The sequence below is a fragment of the Allobosea sp. GW821-FHT03A12 genome (assembly GCF_058986765.1).
Window position 1 is genome coordinate 1,266,292 of sequence record NZ_JBYSVZ010000003.1, and the last position, 26,596, is coordinate 1,292,887.

Here is a 26,596-nt window from a genome sequence, read left to right on the forward strand (position 1 = left end):
CTTTGCTCGCTCGGTTTTGTTGAGCGTCATGGTCGGGCCTGACCCGACCATCTCTGGACGATGAGATTCTCGGGTCGGCGCGCTGCGCCGCCCGAGAATGACGTGCTTGTTACGGGTTGATCTTCGGCAGGGTCGCCGTGATCACCTGCTTGCCGTCCTTGACCTCGGCGAGGAAGCTCTCGCGGTCGAGGTCGCCGTTCTTCTCGATCGTGGTCTCGATCAGGATGCCCGGCTCGTCCGAGGTCTTGATCGTCGCGCCGCGCAGCGTGTCGGCGACGCCCTTCTTGTCGAACTTCTTCTGCTTCTCGGTCGCCCATTTGACCATGTAGACGGCCATGTAGCCCTTCATGCCGTTATGGTCGGAGACGTAGTTGTACTTGGCCTGGAACTTCTTGCCGAACTCCTGGAAGGCCGGGATCGGCGCGTCGATCGAGAGGCCGACATGGCCCTTGACGCCATTGGCGGCGTCGCCAGCGAGCTCGATCACCTTGGCGCCGAGCAGGGTCGTCTCGCCGACCATCGGCTTGGTGATGCTCTGCTGCTTGGCGGCGCGCAGGAAGCGGGCGCTCTCCTCCTCGTTCAGATAGACGAAGATCGCGTCGGCATTGGAGTTCTTGACCTTGATCGCGTCGGCGGCGAAGTCGGCCTGGCCCTGCTCGGTCGCGATGTCGGCGGCGAGCTTGATGCCGGCCTTCTCCAGTTCGGGGATGATCGCGTCGCGGCCGCCCTTGCCGAAGTCGTTGTTGACCCATACGACGGCGACGGAGCCGGCCTTGACCGTGTCCTTCAGATATTTGGCGATCTTCGGCATCGCCGCGGTCTGGCTCAGCGAGGTCCGGAACAGGTATTCGTTGCCCTGCTTGGTCAGGCCGGCCGCCTCGCCGCCGACGAGCTGGGCGATCTCGGCGCGCTGGGCGATCTGCATGGAAGCGCCGATCGGGCCGGAGAAGACCGGGCCGAGCACGGCATAGGTGCCCTCGTCGATGGCGCGCTGCACGGCGGCGCGAGTGTTACCCGGATTGGTCTGGGTGTCGTAGTGGACGATCTCGATCTGCTTGCCGAGGATGCCGCCCTTGGCATTGATGTCGGCGACGGCGAGGTCGATGCCGTTCTTCCAGTTGGTGCCGGCGGTCGCGCCCGCGCCCGAGAGCTCGACGACGTCGACCAGCTTGACCTTGTCCTGCGCCAGGGCCGGCAGGCTGACAGCCATGCCGAGTGCGGCAGCGATGATCCAATGCTTCTTCATGCTCGTTCCCTCCACTTATCCCTAGTGTCTCAAATCCCCGCCCGGTGATGCCCGGGTCGTCTTGCTCAGGCCGCGTGCTCGCTTGTCTCGCCCGACGCGGTCACCGAGTCGAAGGCGGCGCCGATTACCGCTTCCGACGCTTCCAGCCCGGTGAAGAGCCGGAAGGCGTCGACCGCCTGGTGAATCGAGAGCTCGCGTCCGGTCATCACCGTTGCGCCGGCCTTTTGCGCCGCTTTCAGCAGCGGTGTCCAGAGCGGGTGATAGACCGCGTCCGCCACCCATTGCGAGGCCTGGATCGCACCGGGCTCGATCGGGATGCCGCGATCCGGCAGCATGCCGATCGGCGTGCCGTTGACGATGCCGGCGGCGCCCTCGGCCGCCTCCTCGGCGCTGCCAGCGATCTCGACGTTCGCCCGCGTGCCGAGAAGCCCGGCCAGCGCTTCGGCCCTGGTTCGATCGACATCGCAGAGCCGCAGGCGGGTGACGCCGCAATCGGCAAGCGCGAAGGCGATCGCCTTGCCGACGCCGCCGGTGCCGATGATCGCGACCGGCTTGTCGCCATCCTGCCGGCCGAGCCGGCGATAGGCGGTGGCGAAGCCCGAGGCATCGGTGTTGTGGCCGGTCAGGCGGCCATCGTCGACGACGATGGTATTAACCGCACCCATGGCCGCAGCCTGCTCGGACAGTCCGTCGAGCAGCGGCACGACCGCTTCCTTGTAGGGGAAGGTGACGTTGATGCCGGAGAAGCCGAGCCGGCGGATGCCGTCGAGCATGGCGGCGAGGTCGTCGCGCCCGGCGCCCTCGGTCTCGATCAGATGGTAATGCGCCTCGATCCCGGCCGCACGTGCCGCGGCTTCCTGTGTCGTCGGGGTCGCCGAATGCGCGATCGGGAAGCCGATCAGCCCGAGCAGCACCCGCTTGCTCTTCCTGGCGATGACCATGGTCGGTATTCCATCCCCGTCACGGCCCGTCTCGGCGGGCTTGCGCATGAGCCTGCAGCTAAACCGATTTGAGGCCGTAACGCGATAACCAATTCGTCGCTGCCGCCTAACTTGATGTTATCTTTCGGCGGCTAGCCGCGGCGAAACGACCGCGTTCATCTCCTCGCGCAGCAATTTCACGAAAGTCTCGGCATAAAGCGAGAGCGCCTTGTCGTTCTTCATCGCGACATAGGTCTGGAAGCGGGTCGGTTCTTCGATCGGGATCGTGGCGATGCCCTGCATCGAGCCATGGGCGACGGTGAATTGGTCGATGATGGCGATGCCTAGGCCGGCCCGCACCAGCGAGCAGACCGTGGTGCCAAAGCGTGCCTTGATCGCCATCTCGTAATGCAGGCCCTGGCGCTGGAAGATCTCGCTCATGATCCGGCCATAGGGGTCGTTCGGGTCGATGCCGATCAGCTGGTGCTGGACGATCTCGCGGGCCGAGATGCTGCTGTAGCCGGCGAGCGGATGGTTCTGCGGGACGATGCAGAGCAGCTCGCCCATGGCGAGAGGCGTGAAGTCGAGGCCGGGGTGATCCAGCTTGTAGCTCATCGCCACGATCTCGCCCTTGCCGAGCAGGAGATAGTCGAGCGCCTCCTCGATCTTCAGGATGTTGATGTCGATGCGCAGGTCGGGATGCTTGCGCCTGAGGCGCTCGATCGCGCGCGGCACCATGACATGGCAGATGCTCGGCACCGAGCCGAGTTTGAACTCGACATCGCCGCCGCGCTCGATCCGCGCCAGCATCGAGTGCAGGTCGTCGACCTTGCGGTAGACGCCGTTGATCTGCTCGAAGATGTCCTTGGCTTCTGGCGTCGGCACATAGCGGCCCTGCCGGCGCTCGAACAGCTTGAGCCGGAGCGAGCGTTCGGTGTGCTTCATCAGCCGGCTGATGCCAGGGGCGGAGACATTGAGGAGCTTCGCCGCGCCGGCGATCGTGCCGGTGATCATGATCGCCCGGATCACCTCGATCTGGCGCAGGGTGAGCATGGAGGGCGTGTCCTCGCCGGCTTCTTGCACTCAACGGAAGCGAGCGCCGCCGCCCTGTCAAGACGGTACGCATTGCCCGTTGGGGCTGATTGACTCCGCCAGGTTTTGGTCGTCACCTTCCTCTACGTCGTCGACCGATCCGGGGGGATCAAATGGCTGAACAGGTTCACCCGGCGGCGCCACATCATTTGCCGTCGTTCATAACCGATCCGGGCGGCACGGACACCCTGATGGTGGTCGCGGCGATCATTCTGCTTGCTGCCGTGCTCGGTGTCGGCCTGCTTTTCCTCCGCCTGCACACGCTGCCGGAGCGCATGGCGCACAAATCCCACAAACTGCAGTTCGAGATTGTCGCCGTGCTCGGGCTGCTCGCCTTGTTCACGCATATACATCTCTTCTGGGTCATTGGCCTGCTGCTCGCTTTGATCGACGTTCCCGACTTTACCGGTCTCTTCGGCCGCATGGCCGGCTCGCTCGAGAAGATCGCGGGCATCGCGCCCGGCCGTGGCGGCGACGCGGCGTCCGATATCGAGCACGGCATCGCCCCGTCTGATGGCAAGCCAGCGCCTCAGCCGATCGCGGCCGCCGTGCCGGCCGGCCAGCATTGAGGGGACGAGGCGATGCTCGAACTCCTCGTCTGCGCGCTTTTCACCATCTTCCCCGATTATCTCTACCGCCGCTACGGCCAAGGCAGGCGGCTGGGCAAGGAGATCACGCTCTATTCGGTCTGGTTCGAACTGCGCTGGGGCATCGTCACCTGCGTGATGCTGACGGTCGGGCTGATCACGGTGATCTTCTACAATCACCCCTCGACGACCAATGCCACCGTGTTCTTTCGTAGTGTTCCCATCATCTCGGAGACGAACGGCCGGGTCGCGCAGGTGCATGTCGGCACGAGCGGGAAGGTGGAACAGGGCGCGCCGATCTTCACGCTCGACAGCACCAGCCAGCGAGCGGCGGTCGAGACGGCGCGACGCAAGCTCGCGGAGGTCGAGGCCGAGCTGGTGGTCGCAAAGGCCGATATCCTGACCTTCGACGGCAAGATCCAGGAAGCCAAGAGCTCGCTGCAGCAGGCATTGGACGAACTGCAGACCAAGCGCGAATTGCGCCGGCGCAACGACGACATCGTCGCGACCCGTGAGATCGAGAAGCTCGAGAACCTCACGGCCGGGCGCGAGGCGGCGCTTGCCGCCACGACTGCGTCGCAGGCGGCGGCTCAGACGAAGATCTCGACCCTGCTTCCGGCCGAGCGCGCCAGCGCCGAGGCCGCGCTGGCGCAGGCCGAGGTCGAGCTGAGCAAGACCGTGGTGCGGGCCGGCTTCAACGGACATATCGAGCAGTTCACGCTGCGGCCCGGCGACATCGTCAACCCATTCATGCGCCCCGCCGGCGTAATCATCCCGGAAGAGGCTGGCCGCGGGCGGCTTCAGGCCGGCTTCGGGCAGATCGAGGCGCAGATCATGAAGGTCGGCATGGTCGCCGAAGTCACCTGCATCTCGAAGCCCTGGACGGTGATTCCCATGGTGGTGACCGGTGTGCAGGACTTCATCGCTGCCGGCCAGGTCCGCAGCGGCGATCAGCTGATCGATGCGCAGCAAGTGGTGCGCCCGGGAACGATCCTGACCTATATGGAGCCGCTCTATCCGGGCGGGCTCGACGGGGTGACGCCGGGGTCGAGCTGCATCGCCAACGCCTACAGCAACAACCACGACATCATCGCCGACAAGAACACTGGCACGTTGCGGCGCATCGCCTTGCATGCGGTGGATGCGACCGGACTCGTGCATGCGCTTCTGCTGCGCATCCAGGCGCTGGTGCTGCCGATCCAGACGCTGGTCTTCAGCGGGCATTGAGGCCAGCGGGCGGGCTTCCCGCCAAGGCAATGACGGCGGGTACGGCAGCCGCGCCGCCGGGGATCCGAGGGATCGCCGGCGTTCTCCCATCGTCGTCGTGCGATGCAGATGCGAGGCGCTGCGGAGCGCCTTACTTCCGGCCTTTCTTCTTGTACTGGGCATAGAATTGGTCGGCCATGCTGCGCAAGGCCCGGCCGATATTGGCGTATTCGTACTCGTTGAGATTGGCGAGCGAGGCGCGGCCTGCCGGCTGCTTCGTGCCGAAGCCGCGGCCGGGCAGCAGCACGATCCCGGTCTCGTCGGCGATGCGGAACAGGAAGTCGCCCGCGGCCGAGCGCTCCAGCACCCATTTGGCGAAGTCGTCGCCATAGAGCTTGCGCGAGATCTCCTCGAGGTCGAGCAGGGTGTAGTAGTCGACCGCGTTCGGGTCGCTGTCCTGCTCGATGCCGAGCTCGCGATAGAGCGCGGCCTCGCGCCGACGGATAAGCTTCTTCAGCTCGGCCTTGTAGCTGTCGTTCTCGTCCATCAGCGCGAACAGCGAGAACAGCACCATCTGGACCTGCTGCGGCGTCGAGAGGCCCGCGGTGTGGTTGAGCGCCACAGCCCGGCTGTCGGCGACGATGCGGTCGATGAAGCGCAGCGAGCGCACATCGGGCAGGAGCGAGCCATAGCGATGGTCGAGCCCCTTCTTGGCCTTTTCGGGCAGAGCGTCGAGCGCGCCGTCGAAGACGTTCTGCTTGTGCGTGGCGATGACGCCGAGGCGCCAGCCGGTGGCTCCGAAATATTTCGAGAACGAGTAGACCAGCATGGTGTTCTGCGGGCAGGTCGCGAACAGCGAGCGGAACTCGTCGGCGAAGGTGCCGTAGACGTCGTCGGTCAGGATGAACAGATCCGGTCGGTGCTCCCTGACGATCGCGGCGACGCGATCAAGGCTGCGGTCGTCCATCTTGACCGAGGGCGGATTGCTCGGGTTGACGCAGAAGAAGATCTTGATCGCCGGATCCTTGAGCTTGTCGAGTTCCTCGTCCGGGAATTGCCAGCCCTTGGCCGGATCGGCGTTGATCGCGACTTCGACGAGACCGTACTCCTCGAGCTCGGGGATCTCGATATAGGGCGTGAACACCGGCAGGCCGATCGCGACCTTGTCGCCGCGCTTCAGCAGGCCGTTCTGCTTCATCGTGTTGAAGATATAGGCCATCGCCGCCGTGCCGCCCTCGACGGCGAAGAGGTCGATGCTGCCGGCCGGCAGGAAGCCGCCGATCATCTCCTTGACGATGTACTGCTTGACGATCTCCTCGCTGATCCGGAGCATCCGCGGCGGCACCGGATAATTGCTGCCGAGGATGCCCTCGACCATCTCGTGCAGGAAGTCGGAGGCCGGGAGCCCGAGCTGGTCGCGGACATAGCTCAGGGCCCGGCCGAGGAAGACGACGCCCTGCTGGTCGCGGTGCTCGGCGGTGAAGCGCTCGAACCGGCCCTCGATGCCCTCGATCTTCGGCAGGCCGCCGACGCCGTTCTGCATGTAGGAATAGGAGAGCTCTGCCTCCGCGACGGCGAACAGGCCGAGCCGGAAGAAGGCGCGGCGGGGCAGGGTGGCCAGGAAATTCGGATTGCCGCGACCAGCATTGAGCATCGTACGGTTCGCCTTGCCGGCGGCCAGCTTGATCAGTTCGTCCTTGAGTTCGAACGGGCTGAGCTTGGCGTATTTCGAGTAATCGGTGGCCATGGCAAACTCCGATCGGTTCAGGCGAAAGCGACGACGAGGGGTCCGAGGAGGGTCAGGAAGACGTTGGCGAGGGCGTAGGTGATGGCGAAGGGCGTGGTCGGGATCGAATTCCCGGCCTTGTCGAGAATCTCGCCGAAGGCGGGGTTGGCGCTGCGCGAGCCCGACAGCGCGCCGGCGAAGATGGCGGTGTTGTCGTAGCGCAGGACATAGCGGCCGAAGACCATGGTGATCAGCAGCGGCAGCAGCGTCACCACGACGCCGATCAGGAAGATCGACAGGCCCTTGTCGGCGATGGTGCTGACCGCCTGCAGCCCGGATTGCAGGCCGACCACGGCGACGAAGCCGGCGAGGCCGAGATCGCGCAGCAGTGTCGAAGCGGCGGTCGGCAGGTTGCCGAGCGTCATGTTGCGGCTGCGATACCAGCCGAAGGCCAGACCCGAGAGCAGGGCGCCGCCGCCGCTGCCCAGGGTCAGCGGGATGTCGCCGAGCCGGACCACGAGAAGGCCGATCAGCAGGCCGACGACCAGGCCGAAACCGTGGAAGACGAAATCGGTCTTGTCGCTCGGGATGATGATGCTGCCGACCTGCCGCGCCACGCGCTGCACGTCCTCGGCGGTGCCGTAGAGCGTGGCGACGTCGCCCGGCTCAATCACCGTCCCGGCTTCGAGCGGCAATGCGGTGCCGGCCCGCTTGACCGCGACCACATAGACGCCGTGACGCAGGTCCGCCGCGGTCGAGGCTCGGATCTCGGCGACGGTGCGCTTGACGAAGTCGGCGGCGGTGACCGCGACGTCGCGGGTCACGACGACGACATCCATGCCTTCCGAGGATTCGAGTTCCGGGCCGAGCTGCCGCGACAGCCCGACCACGCCGGAGCGGCGCCCGACCAGGAGGATGATGTCGCCGGCCTGGAGCTTGAGCGACGGCTCCGTACCAATCAGCGTGCCGCCGCGCTTGATGCGCTCGATGCTGATCGGCTGGGCGCTGGCACCCTCGATCTCGGCGACGCTGCGACCGGCGGCGGCATCGATGCGATAGATGCGCCCGACCAGATCGGGCGTCGCCGCATATTCGCCGACGCCGTAGCTGCGCGCTCCGACGAGCAGCTCCGCCTCGGCCTTGATCGCATCGTCACGGATGCTCCGGCGCATGAACCAGGGCAGGATGTTGACGCAGACGATGATCGCGCCGAACGATCCGAAGATGTAGGTGACGGCATAGCCGATCGCGACATTGGCCTGCAGGCGCTGGGTCTCGTCGGCGGCGAGGCCGAGCTTGCCGATCGCGGCGCCGGCCGTGCCGATGATCGCCGACTGGGTCAGCCCGCCGGCCGCGATCCCGGCGGCGAGGCCCTTGTCGAGGCCGAACATGCGCGCCAACACCACGACGGTGATGAGGCCACTGACCGCCAGCACGGTCGCCATCGCGATCTCGCGCAGCGATTGGCGGCCGAGCGAGCGGAAGAATTGCGGGCCGCTCTCATAGCCGACTGCATAGATGAACAGCGCGAAGAGGACGGACTTGATGCCGTTGTCGATGGAGACGCCGACCTGGCTGATGATCACGGCCACCAGAAGCGAGCCGGCGACACCACCGAGCTGGAATTTCCCGAACTGGAATTTGCCGACCCAGTAGCCGATGGCCAGCGACAGGAAGAGGGCAATCTCGGGCGATTGGGCGAACAAGGCGTGCAGCCAGGACATAGGCGCTCCCTCGACATCGAAGTCTTCGGAAACCAACTCGTCTGCTTGCTGTTATTGACTTAAATGATAACCGTTCTGATTGAACTCAAATATATTAAGCAACCATCACGCGCGGTGTCCAGCGCGTTCATCCGCCGGCTGAGCAGCCGCCGTCGCGTCAGCAGCGGCGACCACGCCCTCCGATATATCTCGCGGCTCGAAAATAGGTGTCGGCTCAGAGCACGTCGCGCACGCGCACTAGCGTCGAATCCATGTGCTTGCCGATGATGGCCGCCAACGCCTCGCCGTCGCGCTTCAGCAACGCCGCGATCATCTCCTCATGCTCTGCCACGGCGCCGGCCCATTTCTCCGGGCCCTCATTGCCGACAAAGCGCAGGCGCTTGATCCTGGCTTGGAGCGTGCCGTGCATCTCGACCAGCACGTCGTTGCCGGAGCCGGCGACGATTGCGCTGTGGATCGCCTGGTTGAGCTTGAAATAGTCGAGCCGATTGCGCGCCTGGTAGAGCTCCATCATCTCGTCGTGCAGCGCCTTGATCGAGGCGATGGCCTCGTCACTCGCCTGCGCGCAGGTCATCCGGCCGCCGAGCTGCTCGAGCGTCTTCAGCACTTCGAGTATCTGCAGCAGGTCCTGCGCCGAGAACTTGCGCACGATCGCGCCCTTGGCCGGCTGGATCTCGACCAGTCCCTCGCTCGCCAGCGTCTTGATCGCCTCGCGCAGGGGAGTGCGCGAGACGCCGAGCTGCGCCCCGACGGCGCCTTCGTTGATGCGCTGGCCGGGCGTCAGCCGGCCTTCGATGATCATATCGCGCAGCCGCTCCAGTACCTCCTCATGGAGAGTGCGGCGCGTGATGCGCGGATAGAGGTCCTGCGCCTCGCTCGACATGCCGGCCTCGTTCGTCATCGCGGCTCTCCTTTGTCTTCTGTACGGCATGGCGCTTTCGCGCTGTCAACGCGAGCAGCCCGGCGCGGACGGCGACCTCCCGACCGGAGGCAACCTCGCCTGTGGACAGGCGAAGCCGTCGCCGGATTCGCGGTAGAGTAGTGCGATCTGGTTATGCTGCATACAGCATACTTGCGTTGGTCGTCTGCACCATGATAGGCGAAAGCCAAGCAGCCGGTCGAAGCCGGCCTCGGGAGGACGAGATGGACACGAACGCTTCCTTGCCGGTGATCGCGGTCGCGATGGGCGACCCCTCCGGCATCAGCCCCGAACTCACCGCCCGCATCCTGGCCGAGCCCGATCTCAGCGAGGCCGCACGCTACGTCGTCTTCGGCGACTACCGCCTGTTCCAGCTCGGCGCCGCCGATGCCGGCCTGACCCCCGACCTGCATGTCGTCGGCGAGGGTGACGCCCTGCCGGCCGATGCCGGCAAGCCGGTCTTCGTCGATCTCAAGAACCACGATCCGGCCGATCTCCAGCGCGGCAAGGCCACCCTCGCTGGCGGCAAGGCCGCGACCGACAACTTCCGCCGCGCGCTGCGGCTCGCTGCGTCCGGCAAGGCCGATGCGGTGTTCTTCACCCCCTTCAACAAGGCGGCGATGCGCTTCGCCTATCCCGGCTACGACGACGAGATTCGCTTCGTGCGCGACGCGATCGACTTCGAGGGGCCGGCCAGCGAGTTCAACGTGCTGGAGAAGCTCTGGAACGCCCGTGTCACCTCGCATATCCCGCTCTCCGAGGTCGCCCAGAACATCACCCAGGAGCGCATCCTGCGCGCCCTCGACCTGGCCGAGAAGAATCTGCGCGCCGCCGGCTTCAACCCGCCGCGCATCGCGGTCGCCGGCATCAACCCGCATGCCGGCGATGGCGGCAATTTCGGCCGCGACGAGATCGAGACGATCGAGCCGGCGGTGAAGACGGCCAAGGCCAGGGGCTATGTGGTCGAAGGGCCTTTCCCGTCCGACACCGTCTTCCTGCGCGCCAAGAACGGCGATTTCGATGCCGTGCTGACCATGTATCATGACCAGGGTCAGATCGCGATGAAGCTGATGGGCTTCGACCGCGGCGTCACCTTGATCGGCGGCTTCCCGTTCCCGATCTGCACCCCGGCTCATGGCACTGCCTATGAGATCGCCGGCAAGGGCATCGCCAATCTCGGCGCCACCCGCGCGGCATTGTCGCTCGCGATCAAGATGGCGAGCGAGGGCAAGGCGGCGCGCAAGGCCGCCTGAACGCCCAGCCCAGCGGCCGAGAAGAGCCGCTCCGTTTCAACGACTATTCAGGGAGAGACAGCATGAAACGTTTCTGCATCGCGGCCGGTGTCGCGTTCGCTTCCGTCATCGCAGCGGTGGTTCCGGCTGCCGCCTGGCAGCCGACCAAGCCGATCGAGTTCGTCGTGACCTCGGGGCCCGGCGGCGGCACCGACAACTTCGCCCGTATCGTCCAGTCGATCATCACCAAGCACAAGCTGATCGAGCAGCCGGTCGTCGTGCTCAACAAGGGCGGCGGCAGCGGCGCCGAGGGCTATATCTACGGCAAGGGCGCCAAGGGCGACGCCCACAAGGTCGTCTTCGGCACCAACAACGCCTATCTGCTGCCCTATGTCGCCAAGCTCGGCTACAAGCTCTCCGACCTGACGCCGGTCGCCTCGCTGGCGCTCGACGAGTTCCTGATCTGGGTGAAAGGGGATGCTCCCTTCAACGACGCCAAGGCCTATGTCGAGGCGGCCAAGGCCAAGCCCGGCAGCCTGAAGATGGCCGGCAGCCAGTCCAAGGACACCGACCAGACGCTGACCGCGATGATCCAGGAGGCGACCGGCGCCAAGTGGATCTACGTGCCCTTCCAGGGCGGCGGCGCGGCTGCGACCCAGCTCGCCGGCGGCCATGTCGACTCCAACACCAACAATCCCAACGAGAATATCGGCCAGTGGAAGGCCGGCCAGGTGAAGCCGCTCTGCGTCTTCTCGCCGGTGCGCCTCGCCAAGAGCGAGCCGATCCATGACGGCAAGGGCTGGGGCGACATCCCGACCTGCAAGGAGGCCGGCCTGCCGCTCGAGGCTTTCCAGATGCCGCGCACCGTCTGGCTGCCGGCCGAGGTCCCGGCCGACGCCGTCGCCTTCTATGCCGACGTGATGGAGAAGGTCAGCAAGACCCCGGAATGGGCCGAGTTCATCGCCCGCACCGCCCAGACCGCTCGCTTCATGAAGGGCAAGGAACTCACCGACTTCGTCGCCAAGGACGAGGCCGCCAACGCCAAGGTCTTCAAGAGCGAAGGCTGGGTCGTCAACTGACCTGAATGGGTCGAAATCAGATCATCCCGGGCGGGCGCAGCTCAGCCCGGGATGATCGTTCAGAACATCGTTTACATTCAGGAGGAGCGCCGATGATCAGCCGTTTCCAGGCCGAGATCGCGACAGCGCTGGCGACGCTCGCCTTCGGCCTCATCATCGTCAATGGCGCCCGCGAGTTCGGCATCGGCTGGGACTCGTCCGGGCCCCAGCCCGGCGCCTTCCCGTTCTATTGCGGCCTGCTGATCGCGCTCGCCAGCGCGGGCACGATCGTGACCACGATCGGCCGGCGCATGGGCGGCTCGGCGGCACTGGCCGGGGTCTTCCTCGACAAGGAGCAGGGCAAGCGCGTCCTCTCCTTCTTCCTGCCGATGCTTGCCTTCGTCATCCTGACCGTCACGCTCGGCATGTATGTCGCGATGCTGCTCTATCTCGTCTTCGCGATGCGCTTCCAGGGCCGCTATGGCTGGCTGCCTTCGCTTGCGACGGCGATCGGCACCGCCGCCTTCTTCTATTTCGGCCTCGAGAAATTCGCCCAGGTCGGCCTGCTCAAGGGGCCGGTCGAGGCGATGCTCGGCCTCTGAACCAGCGAGTTGGACGGTTTCCATGGAAAACTTCGCCTCGCTCCTCCACGGCTTCCAGATCGCGCTGACCGCCCATCACGTCGCGCTGATGTTCGCCGGCGTGCTGCTCGGCATCCTGGTCGGCGTCCTGCCGGGCCTGGGCGCGCCCAACGGCGTCTCGCTGATGCTGCCGCTGACCTTCTCGATGGACCCGGTCTCGGCGATCATCCTGCTGACCTCGCTCTATTGGGGCGCGCTCTTCGGCGGCTCGACCACCTCGATCCTGTTCAACATCCCGGGCGAGCCGTCCTCGGTCGCCACCACCTTCGACGGCCATCCGATGGCCAAGCAGGGCAGGGCGACCGAAGCGCTGTCCTTCGCCTTCCTCTCCGCCGGCATCGGCGCCATGGCCGGCGTCATCCTGATCACGCTGCTCTCGGGCTGGGTCGCGCGCTTTGCGCTGAAATTCTCGTCGCCGGAGTATTTCGCGGTCTATTTCATGACCTTCGCCAGCTTCGTCGGCCTCGGCGGCGCCTCGCCGCTGAAGACCATCGTGTCGATGGCGATGGGCTTCGCCTTCGCCTCGATCGGCATGGATTCGGTCTCCGGCAATGTCCGCCTGACCTATGAGTTCGACGTGCTGCTCGCCGGTGTCAGCTTCCTGATCGCGGTGATCGGCCTCTTCGGCCTCGGCGAGCTCCTGCAGACCATGGAGGAGGGCCTGCGCTTCGACGGGGTCAAGGCGAAGGTCAGCCCGCGCGATGTGCTCGCCACGGCGCTGAAGCTCCCGCGCTACTGGCTGGCGCTGCTGCGCTCCAGCATCATCGGCATCTGGATGGGCATCACCCCGGGCGGCCCGACCGCGGCTTCCTTCATGAGCTACGCCATGGCCAAGCGCTCCTCGCGCAATCCCGATAAATTCGGCAAGGGCGAGCCCGAGGGCGTGATCTCGCCTGAGACGGCCGACCATGCTGCCGGCTCCTCGGCGATGCTGCCGATGCTGGCGCTCGGCATTCCCGGCTCGGCGACCGCCGCCGTGATGATGGGCGGGCTGATGATCTGGGGCCTCAACCCCGGCCCGATGCTTTTCGTCGAGCGGCCCGATTTCGTCTGGGGCCTGATCGCCTCGATGTATCTCGGCAACGTCGTCGCGGTCATCGTCGTGCTCGCGACCGTGCCGCTCTTCGCCTCGATCCTGCGCATCCCGTTCTCGATCATCGGGCCGGCGATCGTCGTGGTCTGCTTCATCGGCGCCTATACCGTCGCCAACAAGGAGTTCGACATCTGGCTGGCGCTCGCCTTCGGCATCGTCGGCTATCTCTTCAAGAAGCTCGACTACCCGATCGCGCCGCTCGTGCTGGCCATGGTCATCGGCGACAAGGCGGAGGACGCTTTCCGCCAGTCGATGATCTTCAGCCAGGGCTCGCTCTCGATCTTCTGGTCGAACGCCCTGGTGGCGAGCCTGATGGCGATCGGCCTGGCACTGCTGCTCTTCCCGCTGATCGGCTCGACGCGGCGCGGCATCCGCAAGCTGGTGACCGCCCGGGCGGCCAAGGCCTGAACCAGACGCACTGCCGGAGCCTGGATGCCGACGCTATGGTGATCCGTCCAGAACCGAGCCGAGGGCGGATCGCCGATGACAGGATCGAGACTGCGCGCCATCCAGGCCAACATTACCACGCTTGCCGTCGACGCCATCGTCAATGCCGCGAACACCTCGCTTCTCGGTGGCGGAGGGGTGGACGGTGCGATTCACCGCGCGGCCGGTCCCGAGTTGGTGTTGGAATGCCGCAATCTGCATGGCTGCAAGACCGGCGATGCCAAACTCACCAGAGGTTATCGATTACCGGCACGCTTTGTTATCCACACGGTCGGGCCGGTCTGGCAGGGCGGCGGCAAAGGCGAGGCGGAGCTGCTCGCCTCCTGCTATCGCCGTTCCCTGGCGGTTGCCGCCGGGGCAGGCGCGCGAACTATCGCCTTTCCGAGCATCAGCACCGGCATCTACGGCTATCCGATCGCCGCCGCCGCAAAGATCGCCGTGGCGACGGTGGCGGCCGCCCTGAAGGCGAAGCCCGATTTCGACGAGATCACCTTCTGCTGCTTCTCGCCCGAGGACCTCGCAATCTATCGGCGCGAGCTTTCGGAAGCTGGCGAGCCGCAGGCGCAATGAATTTCACCCGTCTCCATCAACGAACAACCGAGGCCTTGCCATGAGCGAACCCTATAAGGGCATCATCCCGATCGCGCCGACGATCTTTCACGAGAATGGCGACCTCGACCATGACGGCAATCGCCGGGTGATGGACCTGATGGTCGACCAGGGCGTCGACGGCATCTGCATCCTCGCCAATTTCTCCGAGCAGTTCCTCCTGACCGACGCCGAGCGCGACGAGGTCATGCGGCTCTCGATCGAGCAGGTCGCCGGCCGGGTGCCGGTCTGCGTCACCACCTCGCACTTCTCGACCCGCATCGCGGCGCAGCGCGCCAAGGCGGCGGCAGATGCCGGCGCCAAGATGCTGATGATGATGCCGCCCTATCACGGCGCGCTGCTCAAGGCCGACGAGCAGGGGATGATCGAGCACTTCAAGATCGTCGCCGACGCCTGCGGCATCCCGATCATCCTGCAGGATGCGCCGCTCTCCGGCGTGACCATGACGGTGCCGTTCATGGTGCGTCTCAACAAGCAGGTGCCGCTGGTCCGCTACTTCAAGATCGAGGTGCCGGGCACGGCGGGCAAGCTGCGTTCGCTGATCGAAGCAGGCGGCGATGCGATCGTCGGCCCGTTCGATGGCGAAGAGGCGATCACGCTAATGGCCGATCTCGACGCCGGCGCCACCGGCACCATGACCTCGGCGATGATCCCCGACCTGATCAAGCCGATCCTCGTCGCCCATGCCGCGGGCGACCGCAAGCAGGCGGCGGCGCTCTATGCCCGCGTTCTCCCCATCATCAACTATGAGAACCGCCAATGCGGCCTGCGCTCGGCCAAGGCGGTGATGAAGGCGGGCGGCGTGATCAAGTCGGATGCCGTCCGTCACCCGCTGACACCGCTGCATCCGCAGACGCGCGAAGGTTTGCTCGAGCTCGCGCGCGAACTCGATCCGCTCGCCCTGCGCTGGGGCAAGTAGCCCAGCTTGGTCCTGCTGCCCGCCGTCAAAAGCGGGCAGCGATCGTCAATAGGCGCCGATGCCGCCGGAGGGCGGCGGCAGGTTGCCTCTGCGATCCTTGGTGATGAACTCCGGCGTCACCAGAAGCATCCGGGACAGCCAGGAACTGTAGGCGGCAAGCAACTCCATGACGGCACGCATAAGACGCCTCCACGATTGCGGAGGCGATCCTAGCATGAAAATGCGCTGTTTGCCGGCGAATTCTGCAGGTCAGCCCTTCGTCCAGACTGCCAGCTCATAGCCGTCCGGGTCGGCGAAGTGGAAGCGCCGGCCGCCGGGGAAATCGAAGGCCGGCTTGACGATCCGGCCGCCTGCGGCCTCGACGCTCGCCTGCACGGCCGCGAGGTCGTCGGCATAGAGGACCACCAGCGGGCCGCCGGGCCTCAGCGTGCCGATCGTGGTGAAGCCGCCCTCCAGCCGGCCGTCGGCGAAGGCGCAGTATTCCGGGCCGTAGTCCGTCATCGTCCAGCCGAAGGCCTTCTCGTAGAAGGTGCGGGCGCGCGGGATGTCGGCGACGACGAATTCGACATAGTCGATGCGGCGGTCATTACTCGATGGCACGGGCAGTCTCCTTGCGCTCTTTCGATCTGATTTTACTCGGCATCATCGCGCCGGCGCTGTCGGCTCCTGGCAGCAGCGGCCGAGGACGCATCGTGTAGTGTGGCCAACCGGATTTTTCACTTCTTCGCAGTGTCCAGGGCGCGAATCCCCATGCAATCCTGTGATGTGCAACGTAACGGAAACGCGTTGGCATGCGCGGCCTGCACGCCCTATCGTGCAGACACACGATTCCCGCTCCGGAGCCCGTCATGACCGCAACCGCCAGGCGCGGCTACGCGCCGGAGATCATCGTCGCTGCCGGCTGTCTGATCGCGCTGATCAGTTTCGGCCCGCGCGCCAGCGCCGGCCTGTTCCAGCTTCCGATGATCTCCCAGTTCGGCTGGGGGCGCGACACCTTCAGCCTGGCGCTGGCGATCCAGAACCTGCTCTGGGGCCTGGGCGCACCCTTCGCCGGTGCGCTCGCCGACCGGTTCGGCATGGTCAAGGTGCTGTGCGTCGGCGCGCTGCTCTATGCCGCCGGCCTGGTGATGATGTCTTATGCCTCGACGCCGATGCAGCTGCATCTCGGCGCCGGCGTGCTGATCGGCTTCGGGCTCTCGGCCTGTTCCTTCAACCTGATCCTCGCCGCCTTCGGCAAGCTCCTGCCCGAGCAGTGGCGTCCGCTCGCCTTCGGCGCCGGCACCGCGGCCGGCTCCTTCGGCCAGTTCCTGTTCCCGCCGATCGGTAACATCCTGATCGAGACGCTGGGCTGGCAGCAGGCGCTGATCGTCTTCGCCTTCACCTTGCTGCCGGTGATCCCGCTCTCGGTGATGCTGGCGACCCGTGGCGCGAAGCAGCCGGCGGCTGCGCCCGGTGTGGTCGCGGCGCCGAACCAGAGTATCGCGCAGGCGCTGGCCGAGGCGTTCAAGCACCGCTCCTATGTCCTGCTGGTGCTCGGCTTCTTCACTTGCGGCTTCCAGCTCGCCTTCATCACCGTGCACATGCCGGCCTATCTCAAGGATACCGGCCTGCCGGCCTGGGTCGGCGGCTGGACGCTGGCGGCGATCGGCCTCGCCAATGCGGTCGGCTCGCTCGGCTCGGGCTGGCTGACGGCCCGCATGCCCAAGCGCCATCTGCTCGCCTGGATCTATCTCGGCCGCGCCATCGCCATCGCCGCCTTCATCCTGCTGCCGCCGAGCCCGACGACCGCGATCGCCTTCGGCATCGTCATCGGCGTATTCTGGCTCTCGACGGTGCCGCCGACCTCGGCGCTGGTCATGCTGATGTTCGGCACCAAATACATGGCGATGCTCTACGGCTTCGCCTTCTTCTCGCACCAGGTCGGGGGCTTCCTCGGCGTGCTGCTCGGCGGCATCCTCTACGAGCAGTTCGGCTCCTATAACATCGTCTGGTGGCTCTCGGTCGCGCTCGGCGTCGCCTCGGCGCTGATCAACCTGCCGATCGTCGAGAAACCGGTCGCGCGCACCGCGGCGCAGCCGGCCTGACCAAAAGCGCTTCGGCGCTGCCCACTCGCTCAGCGCCGGCGGTCGACGCCGTGCGCTTTCGAGCGGCGACGGACGAATTCCTGCATGAGCGGCAGGAAGAAGGCCCGACTGAAGCGCCCGATCGGTGGCTCCGGCTCCAGATAGAACGACTGGCCGATGATGTCGGTGTTGTAGTCGTCGAGCGTGATCCAGAGGCGCAGCGCAGCGTCGAGGCCGGCCCGGCGCTTTTCCATATCGGGTATCTCGACGGCGAAGCGCTCCGGTCCGGGCGGCTGCGACGTGATCGGGAAGAGGACGAGCAGATCCTCGCCCTTGGGGCGCTGGAGGCGAAAGCCGACCGCTGTCGGTCGCTGCTTGCGGCCTTCGGTTTCGCCGCGCAGCGCCTCCCGCGACCAGAGATAGGGGAAGCGGATGACGGAGCCGGACTGGATGTCCGCGAAGCTCACCACTGCTCACCGTCCTGTTCGTAGCGGGAGAGTTCGGTCCTGATCTCCTCGAACAGCTCGTTCGGCATGGTGTCGAGGGTTCCTGTCGTCCGCGTATCGCTTCGGGCGCGCAGGCGCTCGTAGTCCTCGATGCTCATCAGCACGAAGCGGGGCTTGCGGTGCTGCGTGATGGTGACGGGCTCCCGGCTGGCGGCATGGGTCACCGTGCCGATCTGCTGCGTCAGCTCGACCGTGCTGAACTTGCGCATAGCTCGCTCCAAATCTCATAAATTCTAGAATATTCATATATTCTAGATAAAGCTGATCGACAAGTGAGCCGCTGGCGGAAGCTGGGACAATGCCGCATCCCGGCTTGGCGAATTGCCGGAGGCTTGCCGCTTGCAGGCGGCGGCCGGGCGCGCCACTCCTAGGGAAAGTCAAATAGCTTCCCGGGAGTGAGTTCATGTCGACCTTCAAGGCCCTCATCGCCAGCAAGGGCGAAGCCGGCACCAGAGTCGCCTTCGGCGATTTCGCCGAGGCCGACCTGATGGAAGGCGACGTCACGGTCCGCGTCACCCATTCGACGCTGAACTACAAGGACGGGCTCGCCATCACCGGCCGCGCCCCGGTGGTGCGGCGCTGGCCGATGATCCCGGGCATCGATTTCGCCGGCCGGGTCGAGACCTCCGACCATCCCGAGTTCAAGCCGGGCGACCTCGTCATCCTCAATGGCTGGGGTACGGGCGAGACGCATCTGGGCGCCTATGCCCAGAAGAGCCGGGTCAAGGGCGACTGGCTGGTGCCGCTGCCCGAGGGCATGACCCCCGCCGAAGCGATGGCGATCGGCACTGCCGGTTATACCGCCATGCTCAGCCTGCTGGCGCTGGAGCGTTACGGCGTGAAGCCTGCCGATGGCCCGGTCGTCGTCACTGGTGCCGCGGGCGGCGTCGGCTCGGTCGCGACGGCGCTGCTCGCCAAGGCCGGCTGGCATGTCATCGCCTCGACCGGTCGGCCCGAGGAGGCGGATTATCTCAAGGGCCTCGGCGCGGCCGAGATCATCGACCGCAATGAGCTCTCCGGTCCGGGGCGCCCACTGGGCAAGGAGCGCTGGATCGCCGGCGTCGACGCGGTCGGCTCGCACACGCTAGCCAATGTCCTGTCGATGACGAAGTATGGCGGGGCGGTCGCCGCCTGCGGGCTGGCGCAGGGCATGGACCTGCCGGCCTCGGTCGCGCCCTTCATCCTGCGCGGCGTGGCGCTGCTCGGCATCGATTCGGTGATGTGCCCGAAGCCGCGCCGGCTCGAAGCCTGGGCCCGCCTCGCCCGCGATCTCGATCGCGACAGGCTGGCGGCGATGACCACGACGATCCCGCTGGAGGATGTGGTCGAGACCGGCCGCGCTCTGCTCGACGGCAAGGTGCGCGGCCGGGTGGTCATCGAGATCGGTTGAGGGTTACTCGATCCGGATCTGCGCCTTCTCGACGACCGGCTCCCATTTCTTGATTTCGGCCTCGATGAAGGCGCGGAAGGCGTCCGGTGTCATGCCGAGCGCGATGATCTTCTGCGCTGCCAGCCGCTCGCGGATCTCCGGTGTCTCGAGGATGCCGCGCACATCGCGCGAGACCTTCTCGACGATCTCCTTCGGCGTGCCGGCGGGGGCGGCGAGGCCATGCCAGGCGGTGACGTCGAAGCCGGGCAGGAACTCGCTCAGCGCCGGCAGGTCCGGCATGAAGCTCGCGCGCTGCGGGATCGAGGTCGCAAGCGCCCTGAGCTTGCCAGCCTCGACATAGGGCCAGGCCACGGCGGCGCCATCGAGCGCGACGTCGAGCTGGCCGCTGAGCAGGTCGACCATCATCGGGCCGGAGCCACGATAGGGGACATGGGTGAGCTTGGTGCCGGTCGTCTGCTGGAACAGCTCCATGCCGACATGCAGCGAGGTGCCGATGCCGGAGGAGCCGAAGTTCAGCGCGTTCGGCTTCTGCTTCAGCAGCGCGATGAATTCCGGCACGGTCTTGGCCGGCACCTTCTCCGGATTGACCACGAGGACGTTCGGCGTGATCGCGAGCTGGCTGACCGGCGCGAAATCGCGCAGCGGGTCATAGGCCAGCTTCTCCTTGTAGAGCCATTTGTTCATGCCATGGCTGCTGGCGTTGATCAGGCCGAGCGTGTAGCCGTCCGGCTTGGCGCGGGCGAGCGCGGCGACGCCGATATTGCTGCCGCCGCCGCCGATGTTCTCGATCACCACGCCCTGTCCCCACAACGCCTGCAGGCGCTCGGCGACGGTGCGCGCGACGAGATCGGACGCGCCGCCGGCGGCGAAGGGCACGATGATCCTGACCGGGGCGTTCGGGTAGGGCGCCTGCGCGGCGGCCGCGACGCTGGATGCGAGCAGGGCGATGGCGGCGAACGCTGCCTTGAACGGCTTCATGATGTCCTCCCTCTGTCGCGCCGGTCTCCCGAAGCCGGCGCGCGATCGTCAGGCATGCTCCCGCCAGACCGCGCCGAGCCGGGCGATCTTCACGTTCGAGAGGTAGCCGTAGCGGTTGATGTGCAGGTGCCGGCAGGGCGCTTCGAGCACGGCTCGGAAGCGGCGCTCGACATCGCCGGTTGGCCCGTAGCCATGTGCGATCACCGAGAGGCGCGAGCGATTGATCTGGCTGGCGGCGGTCTCGACCGTTCGGCGCAAGGCGTCGTCATCGGCCGGGTGCGGCTCGTGCGGCTCGGGATAGCGCAGCGCCTCAAGCGTCGGTGCACCGCCATTGAGGCCGAGCCAGCGATGGACGGCGGCGAAGGCTGTGTCGGCGTCCATGCCGGTCACGGCGGCCAGCCGCTCGACATAGCCGCGTTCGATCATCGGCCAGTGCATGGTGTAGTGCTTGACCGCGATCTCGTCGGCGACGCCGTCCACGGCGCTGAAGTCGAGGCCGGAGAGCAGGTTGAGCGGCGGCGGGAAGGCCTGCATCACCACGCCGACCCGGCCGTAGGAGGCTTCCTTCACGATCGTCGTCAGGGCGCCGACATAGTCGGAGACGATGGCGCTGCGGAAGGCGAGGAGGTCGGTCGCCCAGCCGCCCTGCTGCAGCAGGGCGGCGATGGCGACGACCTCGCCGGCCATGTCCTTTCGTGCCTTGCGAAGCCCTTCCAACGTCCGGGCCCGGATCGCCTCGACATCATGGCCGAGCTCCTGCCCGCGCTTCACCGCCGGCGGGCTGAAATCGAAGAGCAGGCTATCCAGTGCATAGGGCGGATATTCCGGCCAGTCGAAGCGCAGCGCGTCGCAATCCGGATAGTTCGCGAGGAGGTCGGCTACGAGGCCGCGCATATAGGCGCGCAAAGCTTCGCTGGCGAGACTGACATTGGCGTCGACGCGGCCGCGCACGGGCGTGCCGAACACGGTCAGCGGCTCGTCGGCGCGGGCATCGGGACGCTGCTGCACGCGCAAGGCCGGCGGCGCCGCGGCCATCACCTGGAGCTGGGGCGTGAGGCCGGCGCGCTTGGCCTTGGCCAGCATGTCGGCGACGATGTGGCCCTCGCGCCGGGTCAGCGCATCCGGTTCCGGCGGGGCATAGGGCGTGTCGCGATAGAAGCGCGGGTTCGGCACGAAGCTCGGCGCTGTCCGCATCCACAAAGCGGTGTCGCCCCAGAGCGGTCGGTCGAGCGTGCGGGCAAGGCCGGCGCCGGCATCGGCGGGCGGCTCGCGGACGCCGAGATGCTCGGCACAGCGCTCGGCTACCGATGGCATCGTGCAGATCACGTCGCAGCCCAGCCGCTCGACGATGTTCTCCATGACGGCGTCGACGCCCTCGGACTGGGCGTAGTCGGGCATGACGGTGATGCCCAGCGAGCGCTTGGCGGCAGGCGCCGTCATGGCGTGCGTACGAAGGGGTGGGCGTGACCGGCGAGCCGGTCGAGGAAGACGCCGTTGGCCTCGATATGGACGTGCATCGCGGCATGCGCCGCGAACGCGTCCCCCCGCTCGATCGCCGAGAGGATGGCGCGGTGCTTGGCGAGCGCCTCGCCGAGCGCGCCGCGCTGGGCGACCATCAGGTGGTGCACGCGTTCGAGCTGGGCCCTTGCCCGGTCGACGCTCGCCCACATCTGCTCGAGCCCCTGATGGGCGAAGAGGGCGTGGTGGAAGCGCTCGTCGCACTGATAGGCGCGGGCGGCGTCGCCGGCTGCGACCGCCTCGGCATGGTCGGCCAGCGCTTGGCTCATCGCGGCGATCAGAGCGGGATCGCGATTGGCGGCCGCCTGCGAGACGGCTTCGCCTTCGAGCAGACGGCGGATCAGGATCGCTTCGCCGATCAGCCTGGGGTCGATCAATGAGACGAAGGTGCCGAGATTGGGGAAGACGTCGAGCAGCTTCTCCTCGGCCAGCCGGGCGAAGGCCTCGCGCACCGGCGTGCGGCTGACCGCATAGGCCGCGCCGACCTCGCCCTCCGACAGGGCGCTACCGGGCGGAATGGCGAGCGAGATGATCGCGGTGCGCAGGACGCGATAGACCTGCTCCGGCGCGCGCATCGTCCGGTCGATGGCGGCGGCTGGAAGAGGCGTCGGCTGGTGGTCGCGGGCAAGGCGGGGCATGGCGCTTTCCTAACCGGGGTACCGGTATACAGGTTTTTGAAAGGACGCAAGCGCGGCCAATTCAATCAAGGGGTGGCGCAAGGGCGACTACCGATGTGGCGCGGTATGCTGCAGCTCAGCCGGCGCCTTCAAGCAGCGCTTTTCGCTTCGCCAGCTCACCGCCGACGAAATCCATGAAGGCGCGCACCCGCGGCGCATGCCTGATGTCGGGATGGGTCAGGATCCACAGGCCGGTGGAGAAATCCGGATCCGGCGGCAGCAGGCGCACAAGGCCCGGTCGCTGATCGGCGATGAAACAGGGCAGGGGACCGATGCCCATGCCCTGCTCAACCGCCTCCGTCAGCCCGAGCACGGCCGAGGAGCGCAGTGCGATGCGCTCGGCCGGGACATGGTCGCGGACATAGCGGGCCGCCTTGACGTAGCCGAGCGGGTCGCCGAGCGCGACCCAGTCGCGCTTGAACAGCAGCTTCGGCTCATGAGCCTCGGCCTCGGTCGTCGGGGCGTCGGCGCGGGCGTAGACGGCCCAGTTGAGGTTGGCGAGGCGCCGGCCGACCAGCGTCTCGCCCGGTGAATCGCTGGCGCGGATTGCAACGTCGGCGTCGCGGCGCGAGAGGTTGAGCGTCTGGCTTGCCATGACGACGTCGAGCCGGATCAGCGGATGCGCCGCCCGGAATGCTGCGAAGATCGGCAGCAGCACATGCAGATAGAGCGTGTCGGTGGTCGTCACGCGCAAATCGCCCGACGGTGCGAGATCGCGCCCCGCCAGCCTGCGCCCGAAGGCCGTGACGTCGTCGTCGATACGCGAGGCCAGCGTCGTCATCTCCTCGCCGGCCGAGGTCGCGACATAGCCTGTCTTGCGCCGCTCGAAGAGGGCATGACCGAGCTGCTCCTCGATCTGGCCGAGCCGGCGGAAAACCGTCGAATGATTGACGTTGAGCGCCGCGGCCGCTCCGGTCAGCCCGCCGGCATCGGCGATCGCCTTGATCAGGCGGAAATCATCCCAGGCGAGCTTCGACGTCGACAATGGCCACTCTCCGGCAACTCCGCGCGCAGCATTGCCAGATCTTGCGGAATTGCAAGCGGGCCTAAGCGATGTCGCCGGCGTCAGCGCGGAGCCGCGGCGCGCCGCAAACGGTCGTTGATCGCTTCGCCGAGGCCGTGCATCGGGATCGGCGCCACCGCGATCGTCGCCGGGCGCTGGTCGTCGAGCCGGCGCATCGCGGCGAAGAGATTGGCCGCGGCCTCGGTCAGGTCGCCCGTTAGGCTGAGGTTGAAGGCAAGCGCAGGCAGGGCGCCGTTTGGCTCCGGTCCGAAGCCGAGCCAGGCCTCGCCCGGTCGCGGCGCTTCTGCGTCGAGCCGGACGGCGGCGCGCGGCGCATAATGCGAGGCGAGCAATCCCGGAGCGATCGGCGCGGCGCCGCCTTCCTCGACGATGACGAGGGGCTGCCCGATTGCCGCTTCCAGTGCGGCGCGCGGCACACCACCCGGCCGCAGCAGTCGCGGGGCGCCGCCAAGGCAGGCGACGATGCTCGATTCGACGCCGACCGCCGTCGGCCCGGCATCGAGCACGGCATCGATGCGGCCGTCGAGGTCGACGAGGACATGCTCGGCCTGGGTCGGGCTGACCCGGCCAGAACGATTGGCGGAGGGGGCGGCGATCGGCCTATCGGCCGCTTGCAGCACGGCGCGCGCCACCGGGTGCGACGGTACCCGCAGCGCGACACTGTCGAGCCCGGCGCGGGCGAGGCTGCAGACGATGCACGAGCTCGAAGCTGGCACGACCAGCGTCAGCGGGCCCGGCCAGAAGGCTTTCGCCAGCGCCAGCGCCGGCGCGTCGAACAGGCCCTGGCGCCTGGCGGCATCGACATCCGGTAGATGCGAGATCAGCGGGTTGAAGCTCGGGCGCTCCTTGGCGGCATAGATCGAGGCGACGGCGCGGTCGTCGCTGGCATCGGCGGCGAGCCCGTAGACCGTCTCGGTCGGCAGCGCGACCAGCTTGCCGGCGCGCAGCAGCTCCGCGGCGGCGGCGATGCCGGCCTCATCGGCGGAAAGGCGCTGGGTCTGGCGAGATGCTGTCACGGTCGCTCTTGAAAGTTCATATGTAAACTATAACAATGCCGGGATGGCATGTGCGAGACCGCACGGCATAGAGCACGCTCCGATCGGCTTGCAATGCAATCTGGTCGGATCCGGCTCTAGCGCGTGGGCAAGCGCATAGTTCGCGGCTAGCATCGCCGTCAACGCAACGAGACGAATGCCCAGCCATGCTGCGCGGGCGCCGAGGGAGGTAAGCGATGTCGTACCGTGCTCCGGTCGAGGATATCCTGGCGACGATGCGCCATGTCGCCGGGCTCGACGCCCTGATCAGCGAAGGGCTGGCACCGGAACTCGCGGATGGCGTCACCGAGGCGGTGCTGGAGGAAGCGGCGAAGTTCGCCGGCGATGTCCTCGCGCCCCTGAACATCGTCGGCGATCGTGTAGGCTCCAAGCTCAAGGACGGCACGGTCGTCACCCCGCCGGGCTGGAAGGAGGCCTATCACGCCTGGGCGCAGGGCGGCTGGAACGCGCTGCCCGGACCGGAGGCCTATGGCGGCCAGGCCCTGCCGACCTTGGTGCAGTCGGCCTGCACCGAGATGTGGAACTCGGCCGCCTTCGCCTTCGCGCTCGGCCCGTTGCTGACGGTCGGCGCGATCGAGGCGCTGCACGCCCATGGCTCCGACTATCTGAAGGAGACTTATCTCGCCAAGCTCGTCTCCGGCGAGTGGATGGGCACGATGAACCTGACCGAGCCGCAGGCCGGCTCCGACCTCAACGCCCTGCGTTCCAAGGCCGAGCGCGCCGGCGACGGCACCTACCGCATCAGCGGCCAGAAGATCTTCATCACCTATGGCGATCACGAGATGACGGACAATATCGTCCATCTCGTCCTCGCCCGCCTGCCCGATGCTCCTGCCGGCACGCGCGGCATCTCGCTCTTCCTCGTGCCGAAATTCCTGGTCAATGCCGACGGCTCGCTCGGCAAGCGCAACGATGTCCGCTGCACCGGCGTCGAGCACAAGCTCGGTATCCATGCCTCGCCGACCTGCGCGATGAGCTATGGCGACGAGGGCGGCGCGATCGGCTGGCTGATCGGCGAGGAGAATCGCGGCCTCGCCTGCATGTTCACGATGATGAACAATGCCCGCCTCAATGTCGCGGTGCAGGGCGTCGCCATCGCCGAGCGCGCCTATCAGCAGGCGCTTTCCTTCGCCCAGGAGCGCAAGCAGGGCACGGCGCTCGATGCGCCCAAGGGCGCGCCGATGAGCCCGATCATCGTCCACCCCGACATCCGCCGCATGCTGATGGAGATGCGCGCCAAGACGCAGGCCGCGCGCTCGCTCTCGCTGCTGCTGGCTGCCTTGCTCGACCGCTCGCATCGCGAGGCCGATGAGGGCAAGCGCAAGGCCGCGGCCGAGCGCGCTGCGATCATCACGCCGGTCGCCAAGGCCTATGCCACCGATATCGGCGTCGAAGTCGCCTCTACCGGCGTCCAGATCCATGGCGGCATGGGCTATGTCGAGGAGACCGGCGCGGCCCAGCATCTGCGCGATGCCCGCATCGCCACGATCTATGAGGGCACCAACGGCATCCAGGCGATCGACCTCGTGCTGCGCAAGCTGCCGCTCTCCAATGGCGATGCGGTCAAGGCGCTGATCGGCGAGATGCGCGGCGTCGTCGCACAGGTACGCGAGGCCAATACGCCAGGCTTCGGCCACAGCGCGGCGCGGCTCGGCGCGGCCGTCGACTCGTTGGAGCGGGCAACCGAATGGATGCTGGCGACGATGGGTATCGACCAGGCGAGCGCGCTTGCGGGGGCGACGCCCTATCTCAAGCTGTTCGCGCTCGCCCAGGGCGGCACGGGCCTGGCGAAGAAGGCGTTGGCGCTGCAGGGTGAGGATCAGGGCGCCGCGGCGCTCGCCACAGCCCGCTTCTATGCCGAGCACCATGTCGGCGAGGCCACTGCGCTGGAGCTTGCCGTGACCGAGGGCGCTGGCGCGGTCGAGGATTCGGCTGCGGTCTTCGCGGCGTGATGCTGTCCGCCGCG

The 26,596-nt window shown here is 66.8% G+C and carries 26 protein-coding genes; 11 read left to right on the forward strand and 15 right to left on the reverse strand.

Going from position 1 to position 26,596, the window contains the following annotated elements; genetic code table 11:
• Nucleotides 1–109 precede the first annotated feature (109 nt).
• The 3 genes from AC3WLC_RS13595 to AC3WLC_RS13605 all read right to left on the reverse strand — a co-directional run bounded on the left by AC3WLC_RS13595 (nucleotide 110) and on the right by AC3WLC_RS13605 (nucleotide 3,219).
• Complete coding sequence (locus AC3WLC_RS13595) at nucleotides 110–1,246, reverse strand: ABC transporter substrate-binding protein (protein WP_493684425.1); 1,137 nt, start codon at nucleotides 1,244–1,246, stop codon at nucleotides 110–112.
• A gap of 65 nt (nucleotides 1,247–1,311) precedes the next feature.
• Nucleotides 1,312–2,187, reverse strand: coding sequence for a shikimate dehydrogenase (locus tag AC3WLC_RS13600; protein ID WP_493684426.1), 876 nt, complete (start codon nucleotides 2,185–2,187; stop codon nucleotides 1,312–1,314).
• A 117-nt stretch (nucleotides 2,188–2,304) separates the two neighbouring features.
• The gene (locus AC3WLC_RS13605) at nucleotides 2,305–3,219 is read right to left on the reverse strand and encodes a LysR family transcriptional regulator (protein WP_493684427.1); all 915 of its coding nucleotides are present in this window, start codon (nucleotides 3,217–3,219) and stop codon (nucleotides 2,305–2,307) included.
• 152 nt (nucleotides 3,220–3,371) lie between these two features.
• Here AC3WLC_RS13605 and AC3WLC_RS13610 point away from each other — a divergent pair, with 152 nt between their 5' ends.
• Nucleotides 3,372–3,827, forward strand: a complete 456-nt coding sequence (locus AC3WLC_RS13610) for a hypothetical protein (RefSeq protein WP_493684428.1) — start codon at nucleotides 3,372–3,374, stop codon at nucleotides 3,825–3,827.
• 12 nt (nucleotides 3,828–3,839) lie between these two features.
• A complete protein-coding gene (locus AC3WLC_RS13615) occupies nucleotides 3,840–5,072 on the forward strand; it encodes an HlyD family secretion protein (protein WP_493684429.1) in 1,233 nt (410 codons plus the stop codon).
• Nucleotides 5,073–5,202: 130 nt separating this feature from the next.
• Here AC3WLC_RS13615 and AC3WLC_RS13620 read toward each other — a convergent pair whose 3' ends face one another.
• From AC3WLC_RS13620 to AC3WLC_RS13630, 3 genes are all read right to left on the reverse strand, one after another.
• Nucleotides 5,203–6,798 carry a bifunctional aspartate transaminase/aspartate 4-decarboxylase gene (locus AC3WLC_RS13620; RefSeq protein ID WP_493684430.1) on the reverse strand — a complete coding sequence of 532 codons (1,596 nt, stop codon included), beginning with the start codon at nucleotides 6,796–6,798 and terminating at the stop codon, nucleotides 5,203–5,205.
• A gap of 17 nt (nucleotides 6,799–6,815) precedes the next feature.
• Nucleotides 6,816–8,501, reverse strand: a complete 1,686-nt coding sequence (gene aspT, locus AC3WLC_RS13625; protein WP_493684431.1) for an aspartate-alanine antiporter — start codon at nucleotides 8,499–8,501, stop codon at nucleotides 6,816–6,818.
• A gap of 214 nt (nucleotides 8,502–8,715) precedes the next feature.
• Nucleotides 8,716–9,402 (reverse strand): GntR family transcriptional regulator, encoded by a 687-nt coding sequence (locus AC3WLC_RS13630; RefSeq protein ID WP_493684432.1) that lies wholly within the window; start codon nucleotides 9,400–9,402, stop codon nucleotides 8,716–8,718.
• Between the two features lie 242 nt (nucleotides 9,403–9,644).
• On the opposite strand from AC3WLC_RS13630, the gene AC3WLC_RS13635 reads away from it, so the two are divergent.
• From AC3WLC_RS13635 to AC3WLC_RS13660, 6 genes are all read left to right on the forward strand, one after another.
• Nucleotides 9,645–10,673, forward strand: a complete 1,029-nt coding sequence (locus tag AC3WLC_RS13635; RefSeq protein WP_493684433.1) for a 4-hydroxythreonine-4-phosphate dehydrogenase PdxA — start codon at nucleotides 9,645–9,647, stop codon at nucleotides 10,671–10,673.
• Nucleotides 10,674–10,735: 62 nt separating this feature from the next.
• Nucleotides 10,736–11,731, forward strand: coding sequence for a tripartite tricarboxylate transporter substrate binding protein (locus tag AC3WLC_RS13640; protein WP_493684434.1), 996 nt, complete (start codon nucleotides 10,736–10,738; stop codon nucleotides 11,729–11,731).
• A 92-nt stretch (nucleotides 11,732–11,823) separates the two neighbouring features.
• Complete coding sequence (locus AC3WLC_RS13645; protein WP_493684435.1) at nucleotides 11,824–12,312, forward strand: tripartite tricarboxylate transporter TctB family protein; 489 nt, start codon at nucleotides 11,824–11,826, stop codon at nucleotides 12,310–12,312.
• A 22-nt stretch (nucleotides 12,313–12,334) separates the two neighbouring features.
• On the forward strand, nucleotides 12,335–13,852 hold the full coding sequence (locus AC3WLC_RS13650) for a tripartite tricarboxylate transporter permease (RefSeq protein WP_493684436.1): 1,518 nt from the start codon (nucleotides 12,335–12,337) through the stop codon (nucleotides 13,850–13,852).
• Between the two features lie 75 nt (nucleotides 13,853–13,927).
• Complete coding sequence (locus AC3WLC_RS13655) at nucleotides 13,928–14,461, forward strand: O-acetyl-ADP-ribose deacetylase (RefSeq protein WP_493684437.1); 534 nt, start codon at nucleotides 13,928–13,930, stop codon at nucleotides 14,459–14,461.
• A 40-nt stretch (nucleotides 14,462–14,501) separates the two neighbouring features.
• Entirely contained in the window at nucleotides 14,502–15,419 is a 918-nt protein-coding gene (locus tag AC3WLC_RS13660) for a dihydrodipicolinate synthase family protein (protein WP_493684438.1), read from the forward strand.
• Nucleotides 15,420–15,464: 45 nt separating this feature from the next.
• On the opposite strand, the gene AC3WLC_RS13665 is transcribed toward AC3WLC_RS13660, so the two are convergent.
• The gene (locus AC3WLC_RS13665; RefSeq protein WP_326873459.1) at nucleotides 15,465–15,599 is read right to left on the reverse strand and encodes a hypothetical protein; all 135 of its coding nucleotides are present in this window, start codon (nucleotides 15,597–15,599) and stop codon (nucleotides 15,465–15,467) included.
• Nucleotides 15,600–15,668: 69 nt separating this feature from the next.
• Nucleotides 15,669–16,019 carry a VOC family protein gene (locus AC3WLC_RS13670; protein WP_493684439.1) on the reverse strand — a complete coding sequence of 117 codons (351 nt, stop codon included), beginning with the start codon at nucleotides 16,017–16,019 and terminating at the stop codon, nucleotides 15,669–15,671.
• A gap of 248 nt (nucleotides 16,020–16,267) precedes the next feature.
• Between AC3WLC_RS13670 and AC3WLC_RS13675 the strand changes: the two genes are divergently transcribed.
• Complete coding sequence (locus AC3WLC_RS13675; protein WP_493684440.1) at nucleotides 16,268–17,503, forward strand: MFS transporter; 1,236 nt, start codon at nucleotides 16,268–16,270, stop codon at nucleotides 17,501–17,503.
• A gap of 29 nt (nucleotides 17,504–17,532) precedes the next feature.
• On the opposite strand, the gene AC3WLC_RS13680 is transcribed toward AC3WLC_RS13675, so the two are convergent.
• Entirely contained in the window at nucleotides 17,533–17,949 is a 417-nt protein-coding gene (locus AC3WLC_RS13680; RefSeq protein ID WP_493684441.1) for a hypothetical protein, read from the reverse strand.
• Complete coding sequence (locus tag AC3WLC_RS13685; RefSeq protein WP_493684442.1) at nucleotides 17,946–18,197, reverse strand: type II toxin-antitoxin system prevent-host-death family antitoxin; 252 nt, start codon at nucleotides 18,195–18,197, stop codon at nucleotides 17,946–17,948. Before AC3WLC_RS13685 ends, AC3WLC_RS13680 begins: the two co-directional genes overlap by 4 nt.
• Nucleotides 18,198–18,391: 194 nt before the next feature.
• Between AC3WLC_RS13685 and acuI the strand changes: the two genes are divergently transcribed.
• Complete coding sequence (gene acuI, locus AC3WLC_RS13690; protein ID WP_493684443.1) at nucleotides 18,392–19,378, forward strand: acrylyl-CoA reductase (NADPH); 987 nt, start codon at nucleotides 18,392–18,394, stop codon at nucleotides 19,376–19,378.
• Nucleotides 19,379–19,381: 3 nt separating this feature from the next.
• On the opposite strand, the gene AC3WLC_RS13695 is transcribed toward acuI, so the two are convergent.
• The 5 genes from AC3WLC_RS13695 to AC3WLC_RS13715 form a co-directional block, all read right to left on the reverse strand.
• Nucleotides 19,382–20,356 (reverse strand): Bug family tripartite tricarboxylate transporter substrate binding protein, encoded by a 975-nt coding sequence (locus AC3WLC_RS13695; protein ID WP_493684444.1) that lies wholly within the window; start codon nucleotides 20,354–20,356, stop codon nucleotides 19,382–19,384.
• A 48-nt stretch (nucleotides 20,357–20,404) separates the two neighbouring features.
• Nucleotides 20,405–21,796 carry a hypothetical protein gene (locus AC3WLC_RS13700; protein WP_493684445.1) on the reverse strand — a complete coding sequence of 464 codons (1,392 nt, stop codon included), beginning with the start codon at nucleotides 21,794–21,796 and terminating at the stop codon, nucleotides 20,405–20,407.
• Nucleotides 21,793–22,512, reverse strand: a complete 720-nt coding sequence (locus AC3WLC_RS13705) for a GntR family transcriptional regulator (protein WP_493684446.1) — start codon at nucleotides 22,510–22,512, stop codon at nucleotides 21,793–21,795. Before AC3WLC_RS13705 ends, AC3WLC_RS13700 begins: the two co-directional genes overlap by 4 nt.
• A gap of 115 nt (nucleotides 22,513–22,627) precedes the next feature.
• Nucleotides 22,628–23,536 (reverse strand): LysR family transcriptional regulator, encoded by a 909-nt coding sequence (locus AC3WLC_RS13710; protein ID WP_493684447.1) that lies wholly within the window; start codon nucleotides 23,534–23,536, stop codon nucleotides 22,628–22,630.
• Between the two features lie 80 nt (nucleotides 23,537–23,616).
• Nucleotides 23,617–24,591, reverse strand: a complete 975-nt coding sequence (locus AC3WLC_RS13715) for an L-threonylcarbamoyladenylate synthase (RefSeq protein ID WP_493684448.1) — start codon at nucleotides 24,589–24,591, stop codon at nucleotides 23,617–23,619.
• A 215-nt stretch (nucleotides 24,592–24,806) separates the two neighbouring features.
• Here AC3WLC_RS13715 and AC3WLC_RS13720 point away from each other — a divergent pair, with 215 nt between their 5' ends.
• Entirely contained in the window at nucleotides 24,807–26,582 is a 1,776-nt protein-coding gene (locus AC3WLC_RS13720; protein WP_493684449.1) for an acyl-CoA dehydrogenase family protein, read from the forward strand.
• Nucleotides 26,583–26,596: the final 14 nt, after the last annotated feature.

What these genes read in the sequence shown, in the direction of transcription:
- AC3WLC_RS13600 (WP_493684426.1), bottom strand. Translation starts at nt 2,187, where the DNA reads ATGGTCATCGCCAGGAAGAGCAAGCGGGTGCTGCTCGGGCTGATCGGC.
- AC3WLC_RS13685 (WP_493684442.1), bottom strand. Translation starts at nt 18,197, where the DNA reads ATGCGCAAGTTCAGCACGGTCGAGCTGACGCAGCAGATCGGCACGGTG.
- AC3WLC_RS13645 (WP_493684435.1), top strand. Translation starts at nt 11,824, where the DNA reads ATGATCAGCCGTTTCCAGGCCGAGATCGCGACAGCGCTGGCGACGCTC.
- AC3WLC_RS13610 (WP_493684428.1), top strand. Translation starts at nt 3,372, where the DNA reads ATGGCTGAACAGGTTCACCCGGCGGCGCCACATCATTTGCCGTCGTTC.
- aspT (WP_493684431.1), bottom strand. Translation starts at nt 8,501, where the DNA reads ATGTCCTGGCTGCACGCCTTGTTCGCCCAATCGCCCGAGATTGCCCTC.
- AC3WLC_RS13720 (WP_493684449.1), top strand. Translation starts at nt 24,807, where the DNA reads ATGTCGTACCGTGCTCCGGTCGAGGATATCCTGGCGACGATGCGCCAT.
- AC3WLC_RS13635 (WP_493684433.1), top strand. Translation starts at nt 9,645, where the DNA reads ATGGACACGAACGCTTCCTTGCCGGTGATCGCGGTCGCGATGGGCGAC.
- AC3WLC_RS13605 (WP_493684427.1), bottom strand. Translation starts at nt 3,219, where the DNA reads ATGCTCACCCTGCGCCAGATCGAGGTGATCCGGGCGATCATGATCACC.
- AC3WLC_RS13675 (WP_493684440.1), top strand. Translation starts at nt 16,268, where the DNA reads ATGACCGCAACCGCCAGGCGCGGCTACGCGCCGGAGATCATCGTCGCT.
- AC3WLC_RS13655 (WP_493684437.1), top strand. Translation starts at nt 13,928, where the DNA reads ATGACAGGATCGAGACTGCGCGCCATCCAGGCCAACATTACCACGCTT.
- AC3WLC_RS13705 (WP_493684446.1), bottom strand. Translation starts at nt 22,512, where the DNA reads ATGCCCCGCCTTGCCCGCGACCACCAGCCGACGCCTCTTCCAGCCGCC.
- AC3WLC_RS13620 (WP_493684430.1), bottom strand. Translation starts at nt 6,798, where the DNA reads ATGGCCACCGATTACTCGAAATACGCCAAGCTCAGCCCGTTCGAACTC.
- AC3WLC_RS13665 (WP_326873459.1), bottom strand. Translation starts at nt 15,599, where the DNA reads ATGCGTGCCGTCATGGAGTTGCTTGCCGCCTACAGTTCCTGGCTGTCC.
- AC3WLC_RS13700 (WP_493684445.1), bottom strand. Translation starts at nt 21,796, where the DNA reads ATGACGGCGCCTGCCGCCAAGCGCTCGCTGGGCATCACCGTCATGCCC.
- acuI (WP_493684443.1), top strand. Translation starts at nt 18,392, where the DNA reads ATGTCGACCTTCAAGGCCCTCATCGCCAGCAAGGGCGAAGCCGGCACC.
- AC3WLC_RS13615 (WP_493684429.1), top strand. Translation starts at nt 3,840, where the DNA reads ATGCTCGAACTCCTCGTCTGCGCGCTTTTCACCATCTTCCCCGATTAT.
- AC3WLC_RS13695 (WP_493684444.1), bottom strand. Translation starts at nt 20,356, where the DNA reads ATGAAGCCGTTCAAGGCAGCGTTCGCCGCCATCGCCCTGCTCGCATCC.
- AC3WLC_RS13660 (WP_493684438.1), top strand. Translation starts at nt 14,502, where the DNA reads ATGAGCGAACCCTATAAGGGCATCATCCCGATCGCGCCGACGATCTTT.
- AC3WLC_RS13640 (WP_493684434.1), top strand. Translation starts at nt 10,736, where the DNA reads ATGAAACGTTTCTGCATCGCGGCCGGTGTCGCGTTCGCTTCCGTCATC.
- AC3WLC_RS13630 (WP_493684432.1), bottom strand. Translation starts at nt 9,402, where the DNA reads ATGACGAACGAGGCCGGCATGTCGAGCGAGGCGCAGGACCTCTATCCG.
- AC3WLC_RS13595 (WP_493684425.1), bottom strand. Translation starts at nt 1,246, where the DNA reads ATGAAGAAGCATTGGATCATCGCTGCCGCACTCGGCATGGCTGTCAGC.
- AC3WLC_RS13650 (WP_493684436.1), top strand. Translation starts at nt 12,335, where the DNA reads ATGGAAAACTTCGCCTCGCTCCTCCACGGCTTCCAGATCGCGCTGACC.